Here is a 22,733-nt window from a genome sequence, read left to right as displayed (position 1 = left end):
ATGAAGAAAGATATTCATAACTATGATGATATTATAAATATGCCACGTCACATATCATCAAAACATCCTCAAATGAAAATAATTGATCGAGCTGCTCAATTTGCCCCTTTTGCAGCCTTGACAGGTCATAAAGAATCAATCGATGAAGCTAGTCGAATTACTGATTCAAAAAAAGAACTAGATGAAAATCAAAAAGAAATACTAAATAATAAATTAAACTATATTTTATTAAATCTTGATAAGTTATTTGAAATAAAAATAACTTATTTTCAAGCTGATTTAAAAAAATCAGGAGGAAAATATATCACAGTTTTAGCTAATATAAAGAAGATTGATGAGTATAATAAGGTATTAGTTTTAAACAATGGAATGAAAATAAAGCTAGATGATTTATATTGGCTTGAATGGTAAAAATAATGATAGAATCTATTAAAAATATGTGTTATAATAAATTTAAAGATAAGTAAATACTAGTGCTTGTTAAATGTTTTAGCTATTATTTTATAAATCTTCTTGTTAGTGTAGGTATTGCTTTTGATATTAATAAGAAAAATATAGTTAAAAAAGTCGTGTAAGAATTATTGCTAGTATTTACTTTTATTTTTATAAATGATTTTAACTAAACTTTAGGCTGAACTGTATTGAAAATTTAATCTATTAATATGTTTAGTAGAAACTATGATGATATTTCATCATAGTTTTAATTTATATAAAATAATGAGAAATTGCATATTTTTGGAAGATAATGTTTACTAGTGTTTTCTAAATTAAAAAGATGTATAATATATTAAAATAATATTTTATAAGTAATGATTGTATGGAGAATAAAATGGGTTTAAAAAAAATATTATATAAATTATATAGTTTATTAGAATTTGAACAAAAAAGAAATTTTATTATAATTATTTTTATTATGATAATATCAGCATTTTTAACGCAATTAACACCTAAAGCGATTGGTTGGTTGACAGATGATGTTTTATTACGAGAGCAGATTGATTTTTTAGAAATTATACCATTATTAATATTAATTTTAATTATTAATATAGTAAATGAATTAATTAAAATATTACGAAGAATATTGGTTGAAGATACAGCTACAAAAACTGAAAAAAAAGCTCGAGGCATTGTAATAAAGTCACTTTTAAAAGCACCGCTTTCATATTTTAAAAATAATATGACAGGGAATATTCATGGGCGCCTTAATCGATGTTTAGAAGGTACTGTAAAGCTTGAAAAATTAATATTTATGGATTTTGCACCAGCAATATTTAATAGTTTAGCGGCAATTATAGTTATTTTAACTACTTTACCAGTGGTTTTAGCTTTGATAATGTTACTAGTTATTCCAATTGGGATATTAATCGTATTTAGACAAATTAGTACACAAAGAGGAATACGAGTGGAATTACTGGATACTAAATCAGAAATGGATGGTAGTTTAGTAGAGTTATTAAATGGGATAGAAGTAATTAGAATTACTAATAGTATTAAATTAGAAGAAAATAGATTTGATAATAAATCTGAATTTTTGAGAAGTAAAGAGATGAAGCATCATTTACAAATGGCAAAATATGATAGTATGAAGTTTATAAATGAAGCAGTATTTACAGTTTTATTAATTGGTGCAGCAACTTTTTTAGCAACTAAAAATATTATTACAATTGGAAGTGTTTTAACTGCTTATTTATGTTTCGTTCAATTAATTAAACCACTAGAAGAATTACATCGTATTTTAGATGAGTTATCTGAATGTATGGTATTAACAGAAGATTTTTTTCAAATGACTGAAATCCCTAATGATTTTTCGTATGAGAATTTAGAAAATAACGAATGTATAAACTTAAATAATAATGAAATCATTAATATTCATAATTTACAATTTAGTTATGAAAACAAAAAAGAGATTATTAAAAATCTAGATCTTAAAATAAAAAAAGGGATGTTTTTAGGAATTGCAGGACCAAGTGGTTGTGGTAAATCATCATTAATCAAAGTTATTTGCAAATTAGAACAATGTAAAGGAAATGTTATTATAGATAATTATGATATTAATAGTTTGTCACGTAAAGATATTGCCCAAATTATTGCTTTGGTGCCTCAAAATCCATTTATTATTGCTGGCACTATTTATGAAAATATTTGTTATGGGTTAGATCGAAAAGTATCACAATTTGAAGTGGAAGAAGCAATAAAAAAAGCCTATTTATTTGATTTTATTAATAGTTTACCAAAAAAATTAGACACTTTACTTTCAGAAGGAGGAAGTAATTTATCTGGTGGTCAAAAACAGCGTATTGCAATAGCAAGAATATTTTTACGAAAACCAAAAATTTTAATTTTAGATGAAGCTACCTCGGCATTAGATAATACTTCTGAAAAATATATTCAATCAGAAATAGAAAAGTTAAAAAAAGAAAGCAAGATGACTATTATTTCTATTGCTCATCGACTCACAACTTTAAAAAATTGCGATGAAATAATTGTAATGAATCATGGTAAAATTGTGCAACATGGTAAATATAATGAATTAATAAAAACAGAAGGTATTTTTAGTGATATGTTTTATGGAAGGTTGAAATAATGAAATATATTTTATTACATGGCTTAGGACAAAATAGTTTTAGTTATAATAAAACAATTGAGTTTATGGAAATGAAAGATGATATAATTTGTTTAGATTTAGTTAAATTACTTCATTGCAAAGAGGTAAATTATGCTAATTTATATCTAGCCTTTGTTGGATACTGTAAACAAATTGATGAACCACTTAATATATGTGGTTTATCATTGGGTGGTATTTTAGCAATGCATTATACAATTGAAAATCCAGATAAAGTTAATTCTTTAGTATTAATTGCAACTCGATATATAATGCCTAAAAAATTATTAAATTTTCAAAATATATTATTTAAACTAATGCCAAATAATATGTTTAAAGAAATTGGATTTAATAAATATGAATTTATTAATTTATCAAAATCAATGATGAATTTAAATTTTGAAAATGATTTAGAAAAAATAACCTGTCCAACACTTATAGTATGTGGAGATAAAGATAAAACTAATAAACCAGCTTCATTGCAACTTAAAAAAAGAATAACTAATAGTAACATAGAAATAATTGAAAATGCAGGTCATGAAGTAAATATAGATAATCCTCAAAAATTAGGAATAATATTAAATAAATTTTTTAAAGAAGGAAATGAATATGAAAAAATGTAAGATAACTGTTGTAAAAATTGCATGTTATAAAGATTTGATGGAAAAATATGAAAATCCTATTGAACATGCTTGCAATATGAAAGAAGGACAAGTGTTTATTGCTAATGGTTGGCAAAAACCTGAAGAAATGTGTGAAAGTGCATGGACAAGTATTTCACCTTTTGTGATGACTTTAGCCCATGGTGGAAAAAATATTTATAATGGCTGGATGAAAAATCCAAAATCGGCACTGATATCGTGTAATGATGGATTTAGGCCGGTTAGTTTTTTAATAGAAACTTTAGATGAAGATGCCGATGCGTAAGAATATTTAAAAGGTATTGATGATGAGATGTATTTTGTATAATGATATCTTTACAAGTTGAAACAATATAAAAAGTAAAGAACATGTTGGTATACAAAAGTTTTGCTTTTGTATCAAATATGCGTAAATTATTTTAGTAGTGCGAGATTTGTAAGAGTAAGTATCTTTGATAGTATAAATGAATTTAAAATTTTTAGTTTTTTTAACCATATATCAAATGCTTTTTTAAAATATTATGTTATAAGCTATGATAACCTACAGTATGTAATTAAAAATATTGATAAAAATAAAGTGTATTTCAATGTTTTTTGATGTGTTTGACTTTTAACTATCAAATATTTAATAGTAAAAATAATTATAGAGTTAAGTAAAAATATACTATAATTTTTTTAAAAAAAATAAATATTAGTATTGTTGAATGCTTTGACTATTATTTCTAATGAGGTATTGCTTTTAATTAATGAGGAAAATATGGATAAAAAACTGTGCAAAAAATTATCGCTAGTTTTATTTTTATTAAATTTACTTATTTTATATGTAATTTAAAATAATTTGATTTAGATAAGGTGGAGGAGTAATCTTCCAGTTTTTTATTTTGATTACTATAGTATTATTCTATGTGACATTTGTCATGTAAAAATGTTACATATTATACATTACTAATCAAACTAATAATTATATAATAACCATGTAAGCGGTTTCCAAAAAAGAAAGGGGAAAAATATGATAAAGAAAGTATTGAGTTTTATATTAGTTTTTTCGATGTTTTTTACAAATCTAACGTTTGTAAATGCATTTAATATGCCAGATGAAAAAACTGATGTTCCTGATGGAACATTTGAAAGCAAATTAGAAGCAAAAGAATTATCAAATTTTGTTTCTAAGAGTAATGGTGAAGTTACATCAAATGAAGATGGTGTCATGTTGAGCAAAAAAAATAATGATGATCATCATGCTTTATTAAATGAAGAAAATAAATATAACAGCTTTATTTATGAAGGGGATGTAAAACTTATTGATGGGATTAGTGCAGGATTAGTAATAGGAGTTGCAGATCAAGAAAATGTTACTAATTCTTGGTATGCGATTAGTTTTAATACTGAGGATACACAAAATCGTGCTCGATTATTTAAAGTAGAAAATGATGTTACAAATTACGCTTACATTACAAGTGATGAAGCTAGTTCAATTGATTTTAGTGATACAGTTCATATGTATATTGAATTTGATGAAATAGGTAATTATGTTTTTAAGTTATCAAATAACGTTACTAATGAAGTTATTAAAACAGGTAAAGTTGATAATTGGAGTGGTGGATATATAGGATTATTGACATTTGATAGTAGTGCTTTATTTAGTAATATTAAAATTACAGATACTAGTAATTCTGATAATTTAAAGACAAACTTAGATGGTATTAAAGAAAATGACAATTATCCAATTAGTGATATTGGAATTACAGGAAATTCTAATGGAGTAAATGATGTGTTTTTGTTAAGTGAAACAGATGGAGATAACTTTGTTTATGAGGCAGATGTTAAGTTTAACGAACGTTGTGGTGCAGCATCATTAGTGTTTAGAGCAAGTGAAGATTTAAATAATAAAAGTATGTATGTAGCAAATATTAATGGTGCAAGTGGAGAAGTAAGGCTATTTAAATTTGGACAAGATGACAATTATGATTTAGCTAAATCACAATTTATCGCATTAGATGAAAATAATGAGTATCATTTAAAAATAACTGTTATTGATAAACATATTGTTTATTATATCAATGGTCAACTTGTAATAAATACAGCTGATTATACAATGAATGATCGTAATGAGGATTCTCATTATGGACAAAATGATGCTCTTACAAGTGGTAAGTTTGGTTTACTTACTTGGAATGGCAATGTAACATATCAAAATATTGAATATACACCTATAGATGATACTAATTCACCTCAATTAGATGATTTGAGTGTTGAAAGTATTAATGGTAAAGTTGATAAACAAATTGCATTTTCTAAAGGTCAATATGTTTACATTACATATGTTACAAATAGTACTACAGCAGTAAGTTTAATTCCGGAAATTAAAAATGATAGTGAAATTGTTGCGACTAATGAAAATGGAGAAATTGTCGATATTAATAATTTACCAGTTACAAAAGATTTACAAACTTATACATTAACAGTAAGAAATGGAAATGCAAAAGTTTTATATCGAATCCGTGTACATCGTATGCAAGTTGATGAATCATACTATAATGAAGATTATCGTGGTCAATACCACTATTCTGTAAAAAATGGATGGGGTAATGATCCATGTGGACTAGTATATTATAAAGGAAAATATCATTTATTTTACCAATACTATGATTCGCCAAATTGGGGACCAATGCATTGGGCTCATGCGACAAGTACAGATTTGATTCATTGGGAAGAACAGCCAATTCAATTTTATCCAGATGAATATGGAACAATGTTTTCAGGGTGTGCAGTAATTGCTGATCATGAAACAGCACCAGCAATATTTAATGAAGGTGAGGAAAGACTTGTATTCTTTATTACTTCTAATGGTGGTAATGGTAGTGATGTTCAAAAAATTACTGCAGCTTATAGTAAAGATGGTGAAACTTTTTATAAATATGATGAAGGAAAAGTTTTAATTAATTGGACAGATGATTCTTTAAAAAATACTGCATTTAGAGATCCAAAAGTATTTAGATATGAAAATAAGTGGTTTATGGTAATAGCTGGAGGACCACTAAGAATATATTCATCAGATGATTTGGTTAATTGGCAAGTTGAATCAGTTTATGGAGATTTACATACTGAATGTCCGGATTTATATCCATTAGTAGTTAAAGATGAAAATAATCAAGAAACAGGCGAAGTTAAATGGGTTTTAGATCGTGGAGGAAGAAAATATAAAATAGGTGATTTTAAACAAGTTAATGGTAAATGGTCTTTTGTTCCTGATGAACAATATGCAAGTACTAATGCTGATGGAATGGGAAATGAAGATAATGATGGAATTATGAATTTTGGTCCTGATTCATATGCAGCAATGACATATTATAGGGGAGATTTTGGAACTGCAGAAAACTTTAAAGCTCAAGATATTATTGCAATAAATTGGATGAATACTTGGGACAGTGGTTTTAATAATGCAATTCCTAATGCTAATGGTAATACTATTTTTAACGGAACATATAATTTACAGTTAAGATTAGGAATCAAGAAGGATAGTTATGGGAAATATTATTTAACTCAAACACCAATCGATGAATATAAAACATTAAGAGATGAAGCAAATAAAGTTGAATTAAATGGCGTTACTATTAATGAAACAAATAATCCATTAAATAATTTTAGTGGTGATAGTTATGAAATTGTTGCAAATTTAAAACCAGATAGTACATGTAGTGAAGTAGGTTTTAAAGTTAGAACAGGTTATGATCAAGAAACAGTTATTAAATATAATCTAGAAAATAAACAGTTAACTATTGATCGTTTAAAATCAGGAGTTATCGTTGTTGAAGGTGAACGACTTAATGTATGTAGTCAAAATGTTGAATTGAATGCTGATGGTTCAATTGATTTACATATTTATGTTGATCGCAGTTCTGTAGAAGTATTTACAAATGATTATACAGTTGCAGGAGCAATGCAAATTTTTGCTAGTCCAGTAAGTAAAGGTTTAAGTGTCTATAGTATAGATGGTAATGCTACTGGAAATATTACAATATATCCAATGAAAACAATTTGGACAGATAAATTAACACCAACTAAACCTCTATCTGTAGGAATTGATAAAACTAATATCAATGGCTATGTAGGTGATGAGTTTACATTAAATAGTTGGGTTTCACCAGCTGAATTATCTCAAGATTTAATTTATACAGTTGATAATAATGATGTTATTTCGTTAGAACAAAATGGTAGTCAAGCTACATTAAAAGCATTGAAAGCCGGTGAAGCAACAATCACTGTTGCAGCTAAACAAAATCCAAATATTACAAAAAAATGTTCTGTTCATATTTATGAAAATAATTTTAAAACAAACTTAAGCGATTTTGAAGCTGTAGGTGGTAACTGGTATGTTGATGATGAAACATATATAGCAAGTCATAATGACAATGGATTCATGTTTGCTAATAAAATTAGTACAAATAAATTTAAATATGAAATTGATGCTACATATCAAACAGGTATATTAAATTTTATTTTCCAATCACAAACAAAAAATGTATGGGATGGATGTTATTCATTACAATTAAATGGAAATACAGTACGTTTATTTGATTTTAAAGATGATTATACATTTACAAGTACAAATAATTTAGCAATAGCACCTGACAACAAATATCATATGGAAATTAATGTTGATGATAATAAAATTGTTGCATTAGTAAATGGTGTAGAATACATAAATCATGTAATTAGTGAATCTGATCGCCAATATGATGAAGGTTATGTAGGTTTAGGAATATTTAATACAAATGCTAAATATCAAAATTTCTACGTTACAACAGATACACCAATAACTCAAATAACATCTAAAATACCTGATCTATACCCATCTATCAATGCTAATTTAGAAGATATCAAAGCACTTTTACCAACAATGGTAACAGTTGCTGGGGATGATAATTTAAATAAAAAAGAAATGGCAGAAATTACATGGAATTTAGATACAATTGATGTTAATGTGCCAGATACTTATAGCGTAACAGGAACAATTGCAAATGGTGTTACAACAACTGTAAAAGTAATAACTCGTTCAAATAAAGCTTTAGCTGATTTAGTAGCTAAAACATATGATGAAAAAGATTATACATCAGTTAGTTATCAAGAATACTTGAAAGTATTAGCAAATGCTAAAGAAGTATTGAGTAATGATGATAGTAGTCAAAAAGAAATTGATACAGCATATTTAAATTTACAGTTAGCTATTGAAAATTTAATTCCAATCAATAGTATCAACAAAACGGCATTAAAAATTGCAATTGATTTAGCAAATGTAATCACAAATGAAGATTTAGAAAATGTAGTACCAGCAGTAGTAGAAGAATTCAAAGTGGCATTACAAGAAGCTAATGCAGTTTACGATAATGCAAGTGCTTCACAAGTTGAAGTAAATAATGCATTTGACAGACTTGCAAGTGCAATGCATATGTTAGACTTTGTAAAAGGTGATAAAGCAACAGTAGAAGCATTTATTAATAAAGTAAATGACTTAGAAGCTAATGTAAATACACCAGCTACTTGGGAATCATTTGCAGAAAAATTAGCTAATGCAAAAGTAGTATTAGCAAATGAAAATGCTATGCAAGAAGAAGTAGATTCTGCATACAAAGAATTAGTAACAGCATTCTTGAACTTAAGATTAATTCCTAATAAAGATTTATTAGAAGATTTAATTAATAAAGCAGAGGGATTAAACGTTGCAAATTATACTGCAGATTCATGGAATATTATGCAAGAAGCATTAAATAATGCTAAAAATGTATTTGCTAATCCAAATGTAACTCAAGAAGAAGTTGATAATGCAAAAGATGTTCTTATAAAAGCAATTGCCCAATTACAAACAGTAACAACTGATAACACAGTAAAAACACAAATAAGTAAAGGGGATACTGCAAGTGTAAAAACGGGAGACAATGGTTTAGTTGCAATGTTCGCTGGATTAGCATTATTAAGTGTAGCTGGATATGCAGTATTGAAAAGAAAAGAAAAACAATAAGAATTAAATAATTGGGTGTTTTCTTAGATAAAAGAAAGCATCCTTTTTATATATCTTGAAGTTTTAATATTTAATTTTAGCAGAACTTTTTGATTATCAATTTAGTATTTTATTATTGTAAATAGACATGTTAAAATAATGATATCAAAGGTGATAAGGAGGGATAAATTTTGCAATTTAATCGAAAAATTTTTTTGTCAATCGTAACTTTACTTACTATAATTGTATTTATTATTGCTTATTTATTTTATGTTATGCCAATAAATGGTCATAGGGTATTTGGTGTTACATATATGACGATGAATAATCCTTTTTATGAAATAATTAATAATGAATTGAAAAAAAATATTGAGAAAAATGGTGATCGATTAATTACACTAGATCCTCAATTAGATATTGATAAGCAAAATGAACAGATTTATTCATTTATTGAACAAAAAGTAGATGGAATATTTATTAATCCAATTGATGCTAAAAAAATTGAACCAGCATTGAAAGCTGCTAAAAAAGCGCATATTCCAATTATTACAGTCGATGCACCGGTTACAAATAAAGATTTGGTCAATTGTACGGTAGTTTCAGATAATTATAATGCTGGTGTACAATGTGCAAAAGATATGATGAGTAAATTGAAAAGTGCTAATATAGTATTACTAAAGCATACAACGGCTTTATCTGCCAAACAAAGAATTGAAGGTTTTTTAGATACAATTGATGCTCATTCAGAATATAAAATTATTAATCAAGGAGAATGTAAGGGACAATTAGAAAAAGCAATGCCGGTTATGCAAAGAATTTTAAAAGAAACACCAGAGGTTGATGTTGTAATGGCATTAAATGATCCTAGTGCCTTAGGAGCATTGGCAGCATTGGAATCAATGGGATATGAAGATGTGATGGTATATGGAGTTGACGGAACTCCTGATATTAAATCATTAATCGAAGAAAGTCCGATGGTAGCTGGAACAGTAGCACAATCACCAATTTCAATAGGTAAAATAGCTGCAAAAAATATGTATGATTTATTATCAGGTAAAGAGATTGGTTCAAATATTGTTATACCAGTAGAAATTATTACTAAAGAGAACATTGCACAGTTTAATAAAACGGGGTGGCAGTAATGAATAAAAATTATTTTCAGTCTTTATCGTCAGTTAGATATTTAATGATTTTATTGAATTTAATAATTGTTATATTTTATGGATTTGTTTTTTTATTTACAACAAAATATATAATTACAAATCAATTATCAAGAAATTTTTTAGATACTGTTAATAGTATACCAAGAAATCCTCTTTTTGTGCTTTTAGTTTCAATTTTATTATACCTAGTACTTGTTTTTATGATTTATTATCACAATGAAAACAAAATTATAAATAATAAATTTCATATTTTTTATAATGTTTTGGAATTAGTTATTTGCTTTGTTATAATTTATTTGTTGAATATGAGTTATAATGGAATTATTTTATTGGTATTTAGTGACTGTATTTATCATTTTAAAAATGAAAAAACAAAATGGTTTTTATTAGCATTAGTAATAATATATTTAATTTCTAATTATGATATTTTTTCGATGTTTATTTCTATCCCTAATCCTCAGGCTTATTTTGAAGCTTGTGAAGCTTCAATGACAGGTATGTTAATGGTAAGCAAAAATTTGTTAGAGACATTAAATATATTATTATTTGTTGCCTCTACGGTATTATATATTGCTGATCAAATTCAGGAAAATGAAAATATTTCTAAAGAATTAGATATGATTAATCAAGTAAATCAGGAATTACAAAATTATGCAGCTATTACTGAAAAGATTGGTGAAAATAATGAAAGAAAGAGACTTGCACGTGAAATTCATGATACTTTAGGACATGCACTAACAGGGATTGCGGCTGGAATTGACGCATGTATAGCAATGATTGATATTAATCCTCAAACAACCAAACAGCAACTACAACTTGTTTCAAAAGTTGTTCGCCAAGGAATTAGTGATGTTCGTAATTCCCTAAATAAATTACGTCCAGGTGCTTTAGAAGCTAATAGTTTTAAGGGAGCTATTGAAACAATGATTGATGAATTTACAAATTTGAGTGATTTAGTAATTAATTTACATTATCAAATTGATAAACTTGATTTAGAAAATACTACTGAAGATATATTATTTCGAATAATTCAAGAAAGTATAACTAATGCAATGCGCCATGGAAGAGCAAAATGCATTGATATTGAAATTTTTGAATATGAAAATTTATTGTATTTAAAAATAAAAGATGATGGGATTGGCTGTAAAGAAATTCATTATGGATTTGGTTTAAAGCAAATGCAAGAAAGAGTAGCAATTATTAATGGCGAAGTTATATATGATGGACATGATGGTTTTTTAACAGAAGTTAAAATACCAATAGGAAGAGGTGAAAGATATGATTAAAGTTGTTATAGCAGATGACCAGGAATTGATAAGAGAATCGTTAAAAATTGTTTTAGGTACCCATGAAGATATTCAAGTTGTTAATATTGCTGCTGATGGATTAGAAGTTTTAGATATTTTAAAAAGGGAATCAGTTGATGTGATTTTAATGGATATTCGTATGCCACGTATGGATGGGGTAGTTTGTACTAAAGCGGTTAAAGAACAGTATCCTAATACTAAAATTATTATTTTGACAACTTTTGATGATGATGATTTTGTGTTTAGTGCTTTGAAGTATGGTGCAAGTGGTTATTTGTTGAAAGGTGTGGGCATGGATGAGCTATATCAATCAATTTTAACAGTTTACCGTGGAGGTGGAATGATAAATCCTGATATTGCTACCAAAGTTTTTGGGATGTTTTCTAAAATGTCACAAAATAATTATTCTATTCAAGTTGATGAAACAAATATTGATGAAATTAGTAAACCAGAATGGAAAGTTATACAGCAAGTTGGTTATGGTTTTTCAAATAAAGAAATTGCCCAAAAATTATATTTATCTGAAGGAACAGTTAGAAATTATTTAAGTTCAATTCTTTCTAAATTAAATTTAAGAGATCGTACACAATTAGCGATTTGGGCTGTACAAACTGGGCAAACAACTAAGAGGGTTGATGATGAATAAAAAAATAATTGGTTTATTTATTTTAGCGGTTTGTATAGCTATGGCAATTATTTATCAACCGGAAAAGATTACTATAAAATTGGGTGTTTTTTCTGGTAGTAACTGGGATGTTCCTAGTGGTGAAAGTAATCAAATTGTAGATAATGCAATTAAAATATTTGAAGAAATTCATCCTAATGTTAAGGTAAAATATGAAAGTGGTATTTTAAAAGAAGATTATTCTTCATGGTTAGCAGATAAGATTTTAACTGGTGATACTCCTGATGTTTATATTATTTTAGAAGAAGATTTTAGTTTATTAAGTTCGATAGGAGCATTAAAAAATCTTAATTCATACATACTTAAAGATAAAAATTTCGATGAACAGGAATATTATAAAAGTGTTTTAGAGGCAGGAACGTATAATGGATATCAATATGCATTACCGTATGAGTGTGATCCAACCTTGATGTTTGTAAATAAAACGTTATTACAAAAAGAAGGAATTGAAATACCTAATAATGATTGGACATTAGATGATTTTTATGAAATATGTCAAAAAGTAACTCGTGATAGTAATAATGACGGTATTATTGATCAATATGGTTGCTATGATTATGATTGGTTAGACTCTATATATAGTCATGGAATTCAAATATTTAATGATCAAGGTACAAAATGTGATTTAAGTCAAGACAGTGTAAAAGAATCAATAACATTTGTTCAAAAAATAAATAATTTAAATCAAGGTCATATTGTTAGTAGTGATGAGTTTGATAAAGGTCAGGTAGCCTTTTCACCAATGCCCCTTTCTCAGTATCGAACATATCAGCCATATCCATGGAAAATAAAAAAATATTCACGCTTTGAATGGGATTGTGTAAAAATGCCTACACATGCTAAAAATGTTGAAAACAGTGAAGTTTCAACTTTGCTAATGGGAATTTCTTCACGCAGTAAGCATGACAGTTTAGCGTGGGATTTGCTTAAAACCCTTACATATAATCAACAGAGTCAAGCTAAATTAGTTGAATATTCTCAAGGTTTATCACCTTTAAAAACAGTTGTCGAATCAAAGGCAACAATTAATTTATTAAAAGAAGAGTCAGGCGATAGTCAGGTGAGTTTAAATTTACTTAATGAAGTCATGGAAAATACAACAAGTCATGGTAAATTTAAAAAATATGAATCGGCTCTAGATCTTATTAATACAAGAGTAGATCAGATTATTTTAAACAATGATGATTTAGATACTTCATTGACAAAATTACAAAAAGAATTAAATCAATATCTTAAAGAGTAGCACAAGCTACTTTTTTTATGACAAATGTCATATAAATATATGACAAATATTATAAAAAAAATATGACATGTCACAGATGGAATGTAAACGCTTAGATGTTAGAATAAATGTGTCCTAGAAAGGAAGGGGGAAAAGAAATAATGAAGTATGTAGTTTTAGTAAGTCATGGAGAATTTGCAAATGGTTTAAAAAATGCTTTATCAATGCTTACTGGGAATAAACCCGAAATTATATCAGCAGGATTAAAAGATGGTATGGATGCTGATGCTTTTGCTAAAGAATTATTAGATAAACTAGATGTAATTGATCAAGATGATGAGGTTATTTTACTAGGCGATCTAGTGGGTGGTTCACCATTAACAACAGCAATGGATATATTGAATCAAAAAGGAATGTTAAACAGTGCAATTGTTATTGGTGGAATGAATTTACCTTTAGCACTAACTACTGTGTTGATGAAAGATGCATTTGATAATGATACATTGATAAAACAAATTTTATCAGAAGCTCAAGAAGGTTTAAAACAAGTATGTATAACAACTGATGAAGAAGATGATATTTAAAAGGAGGAAAATAATATGTCAGTTTCATTTATTCGTATTGATGACCGAATGATTCATGGTCAGACTTGTACACGTTGGGCGCGTGAATATCCTTGTGATGGTTTAGTTGCTGTAAATGATAAAGCAGCATCAAACGATGTATTAAAAGCAGCTTATAAAGCTGCTAGTGGTAAAAAAACTTTTGTTTGGACATTAGACGCATTTGAAAAAAAATCACAAAAAGTTTTAGATAGTGATACACAATATTTTTTAATCACTAAAAATCCAATTGATATGTGTAAAATTTTAGTGGATCAAGGTTTTAAATGCGGAATTGATACAGTTATTGTTGGTCCATGTAATGATCGTGAAGGGGCGGTTAAACTAGGTAACAATCAATCAATTACTCAAGAAGAAGCAGATGCATTCGAAAAAATTGCTCAAGCTGGTTATAAAATTAAATTTGCTTTATTACCTGATGTTTCTATTGGAACATGGGATGATTTTAAAAGTAAATTTGGTTATTAAAATAAAGGGGGATAATTATTATGGAAATTAGTTGGATTCAAGCGGCCCTACTTGGTTTATTTGCTTGTTTATCAAGTATGCCAGGATTAGGAGGAACTTCTTTTGGTAACTATACATTGGGTAGACCACTAGTTGGAGGTTTAGTTTGTGGTATTATTTTAGGAGATGTTGCAACTGGAATCTTAGTTGGGGTAGCAATGCAAGTTGTTTATATCGCTTTAGTTACTCCAGGGGGAACAGTTTCAGCCGATGTTCGTGCTGTTAGTTATATTGGAATTCCTCTTGCGATGATTGCCTTAAAAAGTTATGGATTAGATGCTGCATCAAGTGATGGACAATCTTTAGCAACATCTTTTGGAACAATGGTTGGAACATTAGGAACTGTATTATTTTATGGAACAGCAACAATCAACTTGGCATGGCAACATATTGGATGGAAAGCTGTTGAAAAAGGTAATTTTAAAAAATTATATGTAGTTGATATGGTTTTACCATGGATTTCTCATATTATTTGCTCATTTATTCCTGCAATGATCATGTGTAAAATGGGAGCACCAATGGTTGATTTGATTAAAACATATTTACCAATGGATGGAATTGCAATGAAAACATTATTTACAGTTGGATCATTATTACCATGTGTAGGGATTGCTATTTTATTAAAACAAATTGTTACTAAAGCAATTGATTTTATTCCATTTTTCTTTGGTTTCACTTTAGCTGCTGCTTTAGGAATAAACTTGGTATCTGCAACAATTATTGCAAGTATGTTTGCTTTAATTAACTATAAAATTAAAATGCTTACATTAAGAAAAACAACGATGGTTAGTGAAAATACAAGTATTGATGATGATGACGAGGAGGATATTTAAGATGGAAAAGAAATTAACTAAGAAAACTCTAAATAAATCATTTCATAATTGGTATTATGGAAACTTAACTTGTTTTTCACAGGAGCATATGCAGACTTTTGGATATTTATGTTCAATGTTACCAATTGTAGAAGAGTTATATTCAAAAAAAGAAGATCAAGAAAATGCAATGAAGACATATACAGCATTTTTTAACACTGAACCACAGATAGGTTCTGTTATTGTAGGGATTACAGCAGGACTTGAAGAAGCTCGAGCTTCTGGTGCTGAAGATGTTGATGATGAAACAATTAATGGTTTACGTGCTGGTTTAATGGGACCATTAGCAGGAATTGGTGATTCATTAGTTGTTGGTACAGTGATTCCAATTTTATTGGGTGTTGCAATGGGAATGTCTACTGGAGGTTCACCATTAGGAGCAATTTTCTATATCATTGTATGGAATTTATTTGCCTACTTTGGAATGAAGTTCTTATATTTTAAAGGGTATGAATTAGGTGGTAAAGCAGTTGATTTTCTAGTTGGGGATCAAGGTAAAGCTTTAAGAGAATCAATTACAATGTTAGGTGGAATTGTAATTGGAGCAGTTGCTGCAACATGGGTTTCTATTAAGACATCATTTGAAATGACTGCAGCAGGTGCTAAAGAACCATTTTTAGAATTACAAAAAACACTTGATGGTGTTTATCCAGGTTTTTTAACTGCAACCTTTGTACTATTGTGTTGGTATTTGCTTGCAAAAAGAAAAATGTCACCAATTAAAGTTATGTTATTATTAGTAGTTATTGCTTTTATTGGGGTATTAATTGGATTCTTTAATCCAGGATTAACATATTAAAGGAGAAATCGTTTATGGAAGCTAAGTTAAAGCAATCATATATTGAAGAAATTAAGTTTCAAACAAAAATGTTAAATAATTTAAAAAGATGGTTAAAAGTATCAATTATCCTTTCCTCACTATCCTTCGCATTTGTTCTTTTTGGCCCATCACTTGATTTTGTTTGTCAGATTATTGGTATAATTGGAATGATTTTAAGTACTATTGCTTGTGTGTTGATTTTACTTGGCTATAAAAATGGTAGAAATAATGTTAATAAAATTATTGATAGTTTAAATAAATAAGGTTTTATTCTTTTGAGGATAAAACCTTTTTAAAAAGGAGAATATAAATGTATCAGGTGGTTTTTAGTGATGTTGATGGAACTTTACTTAATGATCAGCATTGTATAACGCCATTAACACTTCTTGCAATTAAAAAAATTCAACAACAAGGAATACCTTTTGTTATTGTATCTGCACGTAGTCCCTCAGGAATCTATCCAATTTTAAAAGAAAATAATTTAGTTTGTCCTATGATCTGTTATGGTGGTGGAATGATTTTAAATCATGAAAATGAAATTATTTATGAGAAGGGAATGGAAACATCGTTAGCATTAAAGATTATCAATTATATTGAAGCTAATAATTTTGATATAGCTTGGTGTATTTATTCATTTGATGATTGGCTTGTTAAAGATTGTTTAGATCCAAGAATTATAAAAGAAGAACAAATTGTTAGGGCCAAATCTCGTCAAGGGAATCAAATAGAAATTAAAAAATTATCTAAAGTACATAAAATATTGTGTATTTGTAATCATGAACATATAAATGATTTAGAAACAAAATTAAAAATAATGTTTAAAGAATGTCAAATTGTTAAATCATCAAATATACTTATTGAAATTACACATCAAAATATTTCTAAAGCATTTGCAATTAAAAAATATTGTGATTTATTAAACATTAATATTAAAAATACAATTGCTTTTGGTGATCAATATAATGATTTAGAAATGCTGAAAATAGTAGGTTGTGGAATTGCAATGAAAAATGCACCTTTAGGAATAAAAAAAGAAGTGAAACAAGTAACTAAAGATAACAATCATGATGGAATATATTTTGCATTATCAAAATTAAATTTATTTAAGGAGTTATAAAATGAGTTATGACCGTTTTCCAGAAACAAAAATAATTGGCTATGATCATGAAGTTTTTAATGATGAACAAGCAATTTATCAAGAATTATTAAAATATAAAGATCTACATTGTATAGTTGTAGACTGTTATCCAGGGGTTGATGATGAAATATTTAGATTAATTAAAAACATATATCAACCGGAAATCACTATTAAAAGTGAAGATATTTTTTATGATAGTAAGATACTTAATGACAAAATGAAATCGAACCTTACGGATGATCGAGTAAGGGGAGTAATGTATTATGGTGTTATGGAAGATTTTGTTGATCACGATAAATTAGTAGAAACAAAGAAATTATTAGCTAGTAAAGATAAAAAGATTTTAATTTATGGTGTTGGAGCTGGATTAATTAGTACAGGTGATTTATATATTTATTGTGATTTAGCACGTTGGGAAATTCAGCTACGGTATCGACAAGGAATGCCAAATTTTAAATGTGATAATTTTGATGAAGATATTTTAAAAAAGGTAAAACGTGGTTATTTTATAGAATGGCGAATTAGTGATAAACATAAAATAAAAATGTTTAATAGTATTGATTATATAATTGATAGTAATGAAAAAGGGCATCCTAAAATGATAACGGGTTTAGCATTAAGAGAAGGATTAAAGCAGCTTGTTAAACAACCATTTAGATTAGTACCATATTTTGATCCAGGTGTTTGGGGCGGGCAATGGATGAAAGAACATTGTAATTTAGATCCGCATGAAAAAAATTATGCTTGGAGTTTTGATGGTGTTTTTGAAGAAAATAGTTTATATTTACGTTACAATGATACCCGTATAGAAATACCAGCAATGGATCTTGTATTGTATTTACCAATAGAATTATTAGGAATGAAAAATTATTGTCGTTTTGGAGCAGAGTTTCCAATTAGGTTTGATTTTTTGGATACAATTGAAGGACAAAATTTAAGTTTACAAGTACATCCTTTAATGGAATATATTAAGTCCCATTTTGGAATGACTTATACTCAAGATGAAAGTTATTATATATTAGATGCTGATGATGGAGGTGTCTATTTAGGGCTTAAAGAAAGTATAAATTTTAATGAAATGGTTGATGATTTAAAATTAGCTCAAGATGGAAAGCGCATTTTTGATGCGGATAAATATATAAATTATTTTCCTGCTAAAAAACATGATCACTTTTTAATTCCCGCAGGAACTGTTCATTGTTCGTCATCGGGGTGTATGGTTTTAGAAATAAGTGCAACTCCATATATTTTTACTTTTAAACTTTGGGATTGGAATAGGTTAGGGTTAGATGGGTTACCTCGACCAATCCATCTTGATGACGGTATTAAAAATATTCAACAAAATCGCACAACTAGTTGGGTAGAAAAACAGCTTATTAATAACATTCAAGTTATTTGTGATGGTGATTATTTAGAAGAAAAAACTGGTTTACACGAATTAGAATTTATCGAAACGAGAAGATTTACTACATCTACAATAACTTATCATGATTGTCAAGAAGGCGTTCACATGTTAAATTTAGTAGATGGTAAAGAAGCACTTGTCGAAAGTCCAAATCATGCATTTGAGCCATTTGTTGTTCATTATGCAGAAACGTTTGTTATCCCTAGTGCAATAGGTAAATATACAATTAGACCTGTTGATAATGAAAAGATAATCTTTATTAAAGCTTTTGTTAGAAATTAAAATAATAAAAGAAAGCTAGCTTTATTATAAAGCAGGCTTTTTTTGTTATAATAGTTAATAGTATTTTTAAAAGATGTATAATGTATTTAAGATAATTGTTTTATTCAAATTATCTAGAGCGTTATAATTTTAGTGATATGCTTTATGGATGGTTAAAATAATGAAATTAAATTTATATAATGTAAAAAATATTAAAGATGATGAAATTATTGGTAGATGTGATTTTAAAGATATTTTATTAGATGGATTGGTTTTAAAAGATATTAGAAATGAAAATTATCCTAATTTAAAAAAATGGCTTCGTTATCAATTGTTTCAAAGAAAAGATGCAGATATGATATTAAAAAAATCAGATGTTATTTTAAAATTAGGGTGGTATAAAGAATGTGTTGATGTTAATAAACGATATTTTGATTGTATTTTTTCAATGAAAACATATTTAAATATGTTTTTAAAATTATATAATTTACAAGCAATTAATTATGCTTGGTTATTGATTTATTTTGATGATATTTTTAGTAATGAAAATATTAGTAAATTTTGTAGGAAAAATAATATTAAAATCAAAGATTTTAATGTTTTATTTAATGAACTTGAAAGATTTGCGAAAAATACACATACTTTAGGTAATTATATGCCTGTTGCAGATAATAAATATAATCAAATAAAAGGGAGTAAGTGGGTTTATAATGATCGAATAGAGTGGTTTTTAAAAGATATATTTAATGATGTAAATAATAATTATTATAAGTGGTTTGATAATAATATTGAAAAACTTGATTTAGATGGGTTGTTTGATGATGTTGATAAAAGAATAATTTCTAGTGAATTATTGAATTTTGAAATTCATAAAACAAATAAATTTACAGTAAATGATATAATAAAATATTATCAATATCTTAGAATTGTAAATAAATGGATTGAAAAAAGAACAAATATTTTAATTAATAAAATTATTATATAGAATAATTTGCTTAGAAAGTGAAATATAATTATTAATTGACGAATTTAGTAGATTCATATAGAATTAGTGATTGTGTGAAAAAAGGAGACAATTTATGAAAAGAGAAAAATTATCTTCACGTCTAGGCTTTATTTTATTATCAGCAGGATGTGCAATCGGGCTAGGAAATATCTGGCGTTTTCCATATATGGTAGGAGAATATGGTGGCGGTGCATTTGTACTTGTATACTTATTTTTCTTAATTGTATTAGGTCTGCCAATTATTGTTATGGAATATTCAGTAGGGCGTGCTTCGAAAAAAAGTATTGCTCAAAGTTTTCAATTATTAGAAAAAAAAGGACAAAAATGGCATTGGTTTTCTTATGTAGCGATGATTGGAAATTATTTATTAGTAATGTTTTATACTACTATTTCAGGATGGATGTTAGCTTATTTTGTTAAAATGTTAAAGGGAGATTTTACGGGGTTAACTACAGTAGAAGTTGGTAAAGTATTTACAGATTTACAAGCTGATCCAATGGCTAGTATTTTTTGGATGATTTTAGTTGTAGTAATAGGATGTTTGATTTGTGTTCTTGGATTACAACGTGGAGTTGAAAAAATTACTAAAGTAATGATGGGATTATTACTTGGTGTAATGATTTTATTAGTTATTAAATCACTTAGTTTAAGTGGGGCAATGAAAGGAGTTGAGTTTTACTTAATTCCAGATTTCAATGCTTTAAAGGAAAATGGAATCTTTAATGCAATATATGCTGCCATGGGACAAGCATTTTTTACTTTAAGTGTCGGAATGGGTGGAATGGCTATTTTTGGTAGCTATATTGATCGTGATCATTCTTTAACCGGAGAAGGATTGAGAGTTTTAGCTTTAGATACTTTTGTTGCGGTAATGGCTGGTTTTATTATTTTTCCAGCATGTATGTCTTTTGGTGTTGATGCTGGAAGTGGACCAGGGTTAGTATTTGTTACGTTACCAAATATTTTTAATGTTATGGATAATGGTAGAATTTGGGGAACGTTATTTTTTATTTTTATGAATTTTGCAGCATTATCGACAATTATTGCTGTATTTGAAAATATTGTTTCTTTTTCAATTGATTTATTATCTTGGTCAAGAAAGAAAAGTGTTATTGTTAATTTTATTATCATCGTAATTGGAAGTATTCCATGTGCAATTGGTTTTAGTGTTTTATCTGGTTTTCAACCTTTTGGACCTGGTAGTGCAGTGTTAGATTTATTAGATTTTCTTGTATCAAATGTAATTATGCCATTTGGTTCACTAGTGTTTTTATTTTTCTGTACTAAAAAGATTGGTTGGGGTTGGAAAAATTTTATTAGTGAAGCTAATGCTGGTAAAGGAATTAAATTTCCTGAAAAAACTAAATTTTATGTTAGTTGGATATTACCAGTTATTGTAGTTTTTATTTTTATTAGTGGTTTATGGGAAAAGTTGTTTATGTAATTGTTTGAAAATTATTTTATAAGATTGTATACTTAAAGTGACGATAATAAGAAGTGATAAATTTTAATAATTGATATTGAGGTGATTATTATTATTTATCTATTCATTATAGGAAGTGTGATTGCAAGTTTTGCGAATGCTTTAATATATCGAATGCCAAGACAAATTGCTATTTATAAAGGACGAAGTTATTGTGAAAATTGTTATCATAAATTATTTTGGTATGATTTGATTCCAATAGTTAGCTATTTATTATTAAAAGGGAAATGTCGATATTGTCATCATAAAATTTCAATTAATCATTTGGTATTTGAATGTTTTGGTGGATGTTTGATGATTTTTTGTTTTTATCATTTTGGTTTATCATTTAAGATGATTTTGATATTTTTGATAGTGATGAATTTAATTGTAATAGCAATAATTGATTATAATACAATGGATATTTATTTATCGACGATTTTGTCTTTATTAGTCTTAGTTATTACATATAGATATTTAATAGGTATGAATTTTGTTGAAAGTGCTATTGCAGCACTATTAATAAGTCTAACTATGTTTATTTTTAATTTCTTTATTCCTGATAGTTTTGGCTTCGGTGATATTGAATTGATGTTTGTTTCAGGAATTTTGTTAGGAATTAAAAGAAATATTTTAGCTTTTTGTTTAGGAGTTATTATTGCAGGATTATATGTAAGTTATTTATTGATATTCAAAAAAGTGGATGTTAAAAAACATATTGCTTTTGCTCCTTTTTTGGTTGTGGGAATTGTTATATTGTTATTTTATGGAAATCAAATAATTATGTGGTATATGTATTAAAAAGCTTAAAAGCTATCATTTTTGATAGTTTTTAAGCTTTTAATTTTTTAAGTTTTATTTATAATCAAATATTTTCTTTTTTGATAAATTATCTTTTATGTTTGCTTTTTTAATAATTTCTATTGTTTTTAAAGTAAAAAGAGTAGTCAACAAGGTGACCCCAAACAAAATTAAAGGGTGAAACGAAAACCTCAACAAAAATTAATGGAGGTCGTTCACC

General features: G+C 27.3%; 19 protein-coding genes. All 19 read left to right on the top strand.

Annotation, left to right across the window (positions count from 1 at the left end; translation table 11 throughout):
- The 19 genes from NQ543_RS09910 to NQ543_RS09820 all read left to right on the top strand — a co-directional run bounded on the left by NQ543_RS09910 (window position 1) and on the right by NQ543_RS09820 (window position 22,513).
- Window positions 1-411: a YolD-like family protein gene (locus NQ543_RS09910; protein WP_004609514.1), complete on the top strand. Its 411-nt coding sequence runs from the start codon at window positions 1-3 to the stop codon at window positions 409-411.
- A 418-nt stretch (window positions 412-829) separates the two neighbouring features.
- Entirely contained in the window at window positions 830-2,584 is a 1,755-nt protein-coding gene (locus tag NQ543_RS09905; protein ID WP_222848069.1) for an ABC transporter ATP-binding protein, read from the top strand.
- Window positions 2,584-3,225: an alpha/beta fold hydrolase gene (locus NQ543_RS09900; RefSeq protein WP_004609516.1), complete on the top strand. Its 642-nt coding sequence runs from the start codon at window positions 2,584-2,586 to the stop codon at window positions 3,223-3,225. The genes NQ543_RS09905 and NQ543_RS09900 overlap by 1 nt, the downstream gene beginning before the upstream one ends.
- Complete coding sequence (locus NQ543_RS09895; protein ID WP_039903953.1) at window positions 3,212-3,529, top strand: TIGR04076 family protein; 318 nt, start codon at window positions 3,212-3,214, stop codon at window positions 3,527-3,529. Before NQ543_RS09900 ends, NQ543_RS09895 begins: the two co-directional genes overlap by 14 nt.
- Window positions 3,530-4,252: 723 nt before the next feature.
- Window positions 4,253-9,262: a GH32 C-terminal domain-containing protein gene (locus NQ543_RS09890; protein WP_004609518.1), complete on the top strand. Its 5,010-nt coding sequence runs from the start codon at window positions 4,253-4,255 to the stop codon at window positions 9,260-9,262.
- Between the two features lie 170 nt (window positions 9,263-9,432).
- Window positions 9,433-10,383 (top strand): sugar ABC transporter substrate-binding protein, encoded by a 951-nt coding sequence (locus tag NQ543_RS09885; protein ID WP_230197291.1) that lies wholly within the window; start codon window positions 9,433-9,435, stop codon window positions 10,381-10,383.
- Window positions 10,383-11,690, top strand: a complete 1,308-nt coding sequence (locus NQ543_RS09880) for a sensor histidine kinase (protein WP_004609520.1) — start codon at window positions 10,383-10,385, stop codon at window positions 11,688-11,690. The genes NQ543_RS09885 and NQ543_RS09880 overlap by 1 nt, the downstream gene beginning before the upstream one ends.
- A complete protein-coding gene (locus NQ543_RS09875; RefSeq protein WP_039903957.1) occupies window positions 11,683-12,357 on the top strand; it encodes a response regulator transcription factor in 675 nt (224 codons plus the stop codon). Before NQ543_RS09880 ends, NQ543_RS09875 begins: the two co-directional genes overlap by 8 nt.
- Window positions 12,350-13,639: an extracellular solute-binding protein gene (locus NQ543_RS09870; RefSeq protein ID WP_039903958.1), complete on the top strand. Its 1,290-nt coding sequence runs from the start codon at window positions 12,350-12,352 to the stop codon at window positions 13,637-13,639. Before NQ543_RS09875 ends, NQ543_RS09870 begins: the two co-directional genes overlap by 8 nt.
- A gap of 140 nt (window positions 13,640-13,779) precedes the next feature.
- Window positions 13,780-14,202: a PTS sugar transporter subunit IIA gene (locus NQ543_RS09865; RefSeq protein ID WP_039903960.1), complete on the top strand. Its 423-nt coding sequence runs from the start codon at window positions 13,780-13,782 to the stop codon at window positions 14,200-14,202.
- A gap of 15 nt (window positions 14,203-14,217) precedes the next feature.
- The gene (locus NQ543_RS09860; protein ID WP_004609524.1) at window positions 14,218-14,709 is read left to right on the top strand and encodes a PTS sugar transporter subunit IIB; all 492 of its coding nucleotides are present in this window, start codon (window positions 14,218-14,220) and stop codon (window positions 14,707-14,709) included.
- A gap of 20 nt (window positions 14,710-14,729) precedes the next feature.
- Window positions 14,730-15,581 (top strand): PTS mannose/fructose/sorbose/N-acetylgalactosamine transporter subunit IIC, encoded by an 852-nt coding sequence (locus NQ543_RS09855; RefSeq protein WP_004609525.1) that lies wholly within the window; start codon window positions 14,730-14,732, stop codon window positions 15,579-15,581.
- 1 nt (window position 15,582) lies between these two features.
- Window positions 15,583-16,419 carry a PTS system mannose/fructose/sorbose family transporter subunit IID gene (locus NQ543_RS09850; protein WP_039903963.1) on the top strand — a complete coding sequence of 279 codons (837 nt, stop codon included), beginning with the start codon at window positions 15,583-15,585 and terminating at the stop codon, window positions 16,417-16,419.
- 14 nt (window positions 16,420-16,433) lie between these two features.
- Window positions 16,434-16,703, top strand: a complete 270-nt coding sequence (locus NQ543_RS09845) for a hypothetical protein (protein WP_004609527.1) — start codon at window positions 16,434-16,436, stop codon at window positions 16,701-16,703.
- Between the two features lie 47 nt (window positions 16,704-16,750).
- A complete protein-coding gene (locus NQ543_RS09840) occupies window positions 16,751-17,557 on the top strand; it encodes a Cof-type HAD-IIB family hydrolase (RefSeq protein ID WP_004609528.1) in 807 nt (268 codons plus the stop codon).
- 1 nt (window position 17,558) lies between these two features.
- Window positions 17,559-19,265, top strand: a complete 1,707-nt coding sequence (locus tag NQ543_RS09835) for a class I mannose-6-phosphate isomerase (RefSeq protein WP_004609529.1) — start codon at window positions 17,559-17,561, stop codon at window positions 19,263-19,265.
- Window positions 19,266-19,425: 160 nt separating this feature from the next.
- Window positions 19,426-20,229, top strand: a complete 804-nt coding sequence (locus NQ543_RS09830; protein WP_039903966.1) for a hypothetical protein — start codon at window positions 19,426-19,428, stop codon at window positions 20,227-20,229.
- 94 nt (window positions 20,230-20,323) lie between these two features.
- Window positions 20,324-21,694: a sodium-dependent transporter gene (locus NQ543_RS09825; protein ID WP_004609531.1), complete on the top strand. Its 1,371-nt coding sequence runs from the start codon at window positions 20,324-20,326 to the stop codon at window positions 21,692-21,694.
- Window positions 21,695-21,811: 117 nt separating this feature from the next.
- On the top strand, window positions 21,812-22,513 hold the full coding sequence (locus NQ543_RS09820; protein WP_004609532.1) for a prepilin peptidase: 702 nt from the start codon (window positions 21,812-21,814) through the stop codon (window positions 22,511-22,513).
- The last annotated feature ends 220 nt before the right edge of the window (window positions 22,514-22,733 follow it).

This window comes from Thomasclavelia spiroformis DSM 1552, from assembly GCF_025149465.1.
Lineage (GTDB): Bacteria > Bacillota_I > Bacilli_A > Erysipelotrichales > Coprobacillaceae > Thomasclavelia > Thomasclavelia spiroformis.
This window is presented reverse-complemented; position numbering and strand designations above follow the sequence as displayed.

Coding starts and splice junctions, on each gene's coding strand:
- NQ543_RS09855 (WP_004609525.1), top strand. CDS start 14,730: ATGGAAATTAGTTGGATTCAAGCGGCCCTACTTGGTTTATTTGCTTGT.
- NQ543_RS09890 (WP_004609518.1), top strand. CDS start 4,253: ATGATAAAGAAAGTATTGAGTTTTATATTAGTTTTTTCGATGTTTTTT.
- NQ543_RS09875 (WP_039903957.1), top strand. CDS start 11,683: ATGATTAAAGTTGTTATAGCAGATGACCAGGAATTGATAAGAGAATCG.
- NQ543_RS09905 (WP_222848069.1), top strand. CDS start 830: ATGGGTTTAAAAAAAATATTATATAAATTATATAGTTTATTAGAATTT.
- NQ543_RS09895 (WP_039903953.1), top strand. CDS start 3,212: ATGAAAAAATGTAAGATAACTGTTGTAAAAATTGCATGTTATAAAGAT.
- NQ543_RS09910 (WP_004609514.1), top strand. CDS start 1: ATGAAGAAAGATATTCATAACTATGATGATATTATAAATATGCCACGT.
- NQ543_RS09865 (WP_039903960.1), top strand. CDS start 13,780: ATGAAGTATGTAGTTTTAGTAAGTCATGGAGAATTTGCAAATGGTTTA.
- NQ543_RS09825 (WP_004609531.1), top strand. CDS start 20,324: ATGAAAAGAGAAAAATTATCTTCACGTCTAGGCTTTATTTTATTATCA.
- NQ543_RS09860 (WP_004609524.1), top strand. CDS start 14,218: ATGTCAGTTTCATTTATTCGTATTGATGACCGAATGATTCATGGTCAG.
- NQ543_RS09835 (WP_004609529.1), top strand. CDS start 17,559: ATGAGTTATGACCGTTTTCCAGAAACAAAAATAATTGGCTATGATCAT.
- NQ543_RS09850 (WP_039903963.1), top strand. CDS start 15,583: ATGGAAAAGAAATTAACTAAGAAAACTCTAAATAAATCATTTCATAAT.
- NQ543_RS09880 (WP_004609520.1), top strand. CDS start 10,383: ATGAATAAAAATTATTTTCAGTCTTTATCGTCAGTTAGATATTTAATG.
- NQ543_RS09845 (WP_004609527.1), top strand. CDS start 16,434: ATGGAAGCTAAGTTAAAGCAATCATATATTGAAGAAATTAAGTTTCAA.
- NQ543_RS09830 (WP_039903966.1), top strand. CDS start 19,426: ATGAAATTAAATTTATATAATGTAAAAAATATTAAAGATGATGAAATT.
- NQ543_RS09870 (WP_039903958.1), top strand. CDS start 12,350: ATGAATAAAAAAATAATTGGTTTATTTATTTTAGCGGTTTGTATAGCT.
- NQ543_RS09900 (WP_004609516.1), top strand. CDS start 2,584: ATGAAATATATTTTATTACATGGCTTAGGACAAAATAGTTTTAGTTAT.
- NQ543_RS09840 (WP_004609528.1), top strand. CDS start 16,751: ATGTATCAGGTGGTTTTTAGTGATGTTGATGGAACTTTACTTAATGAT.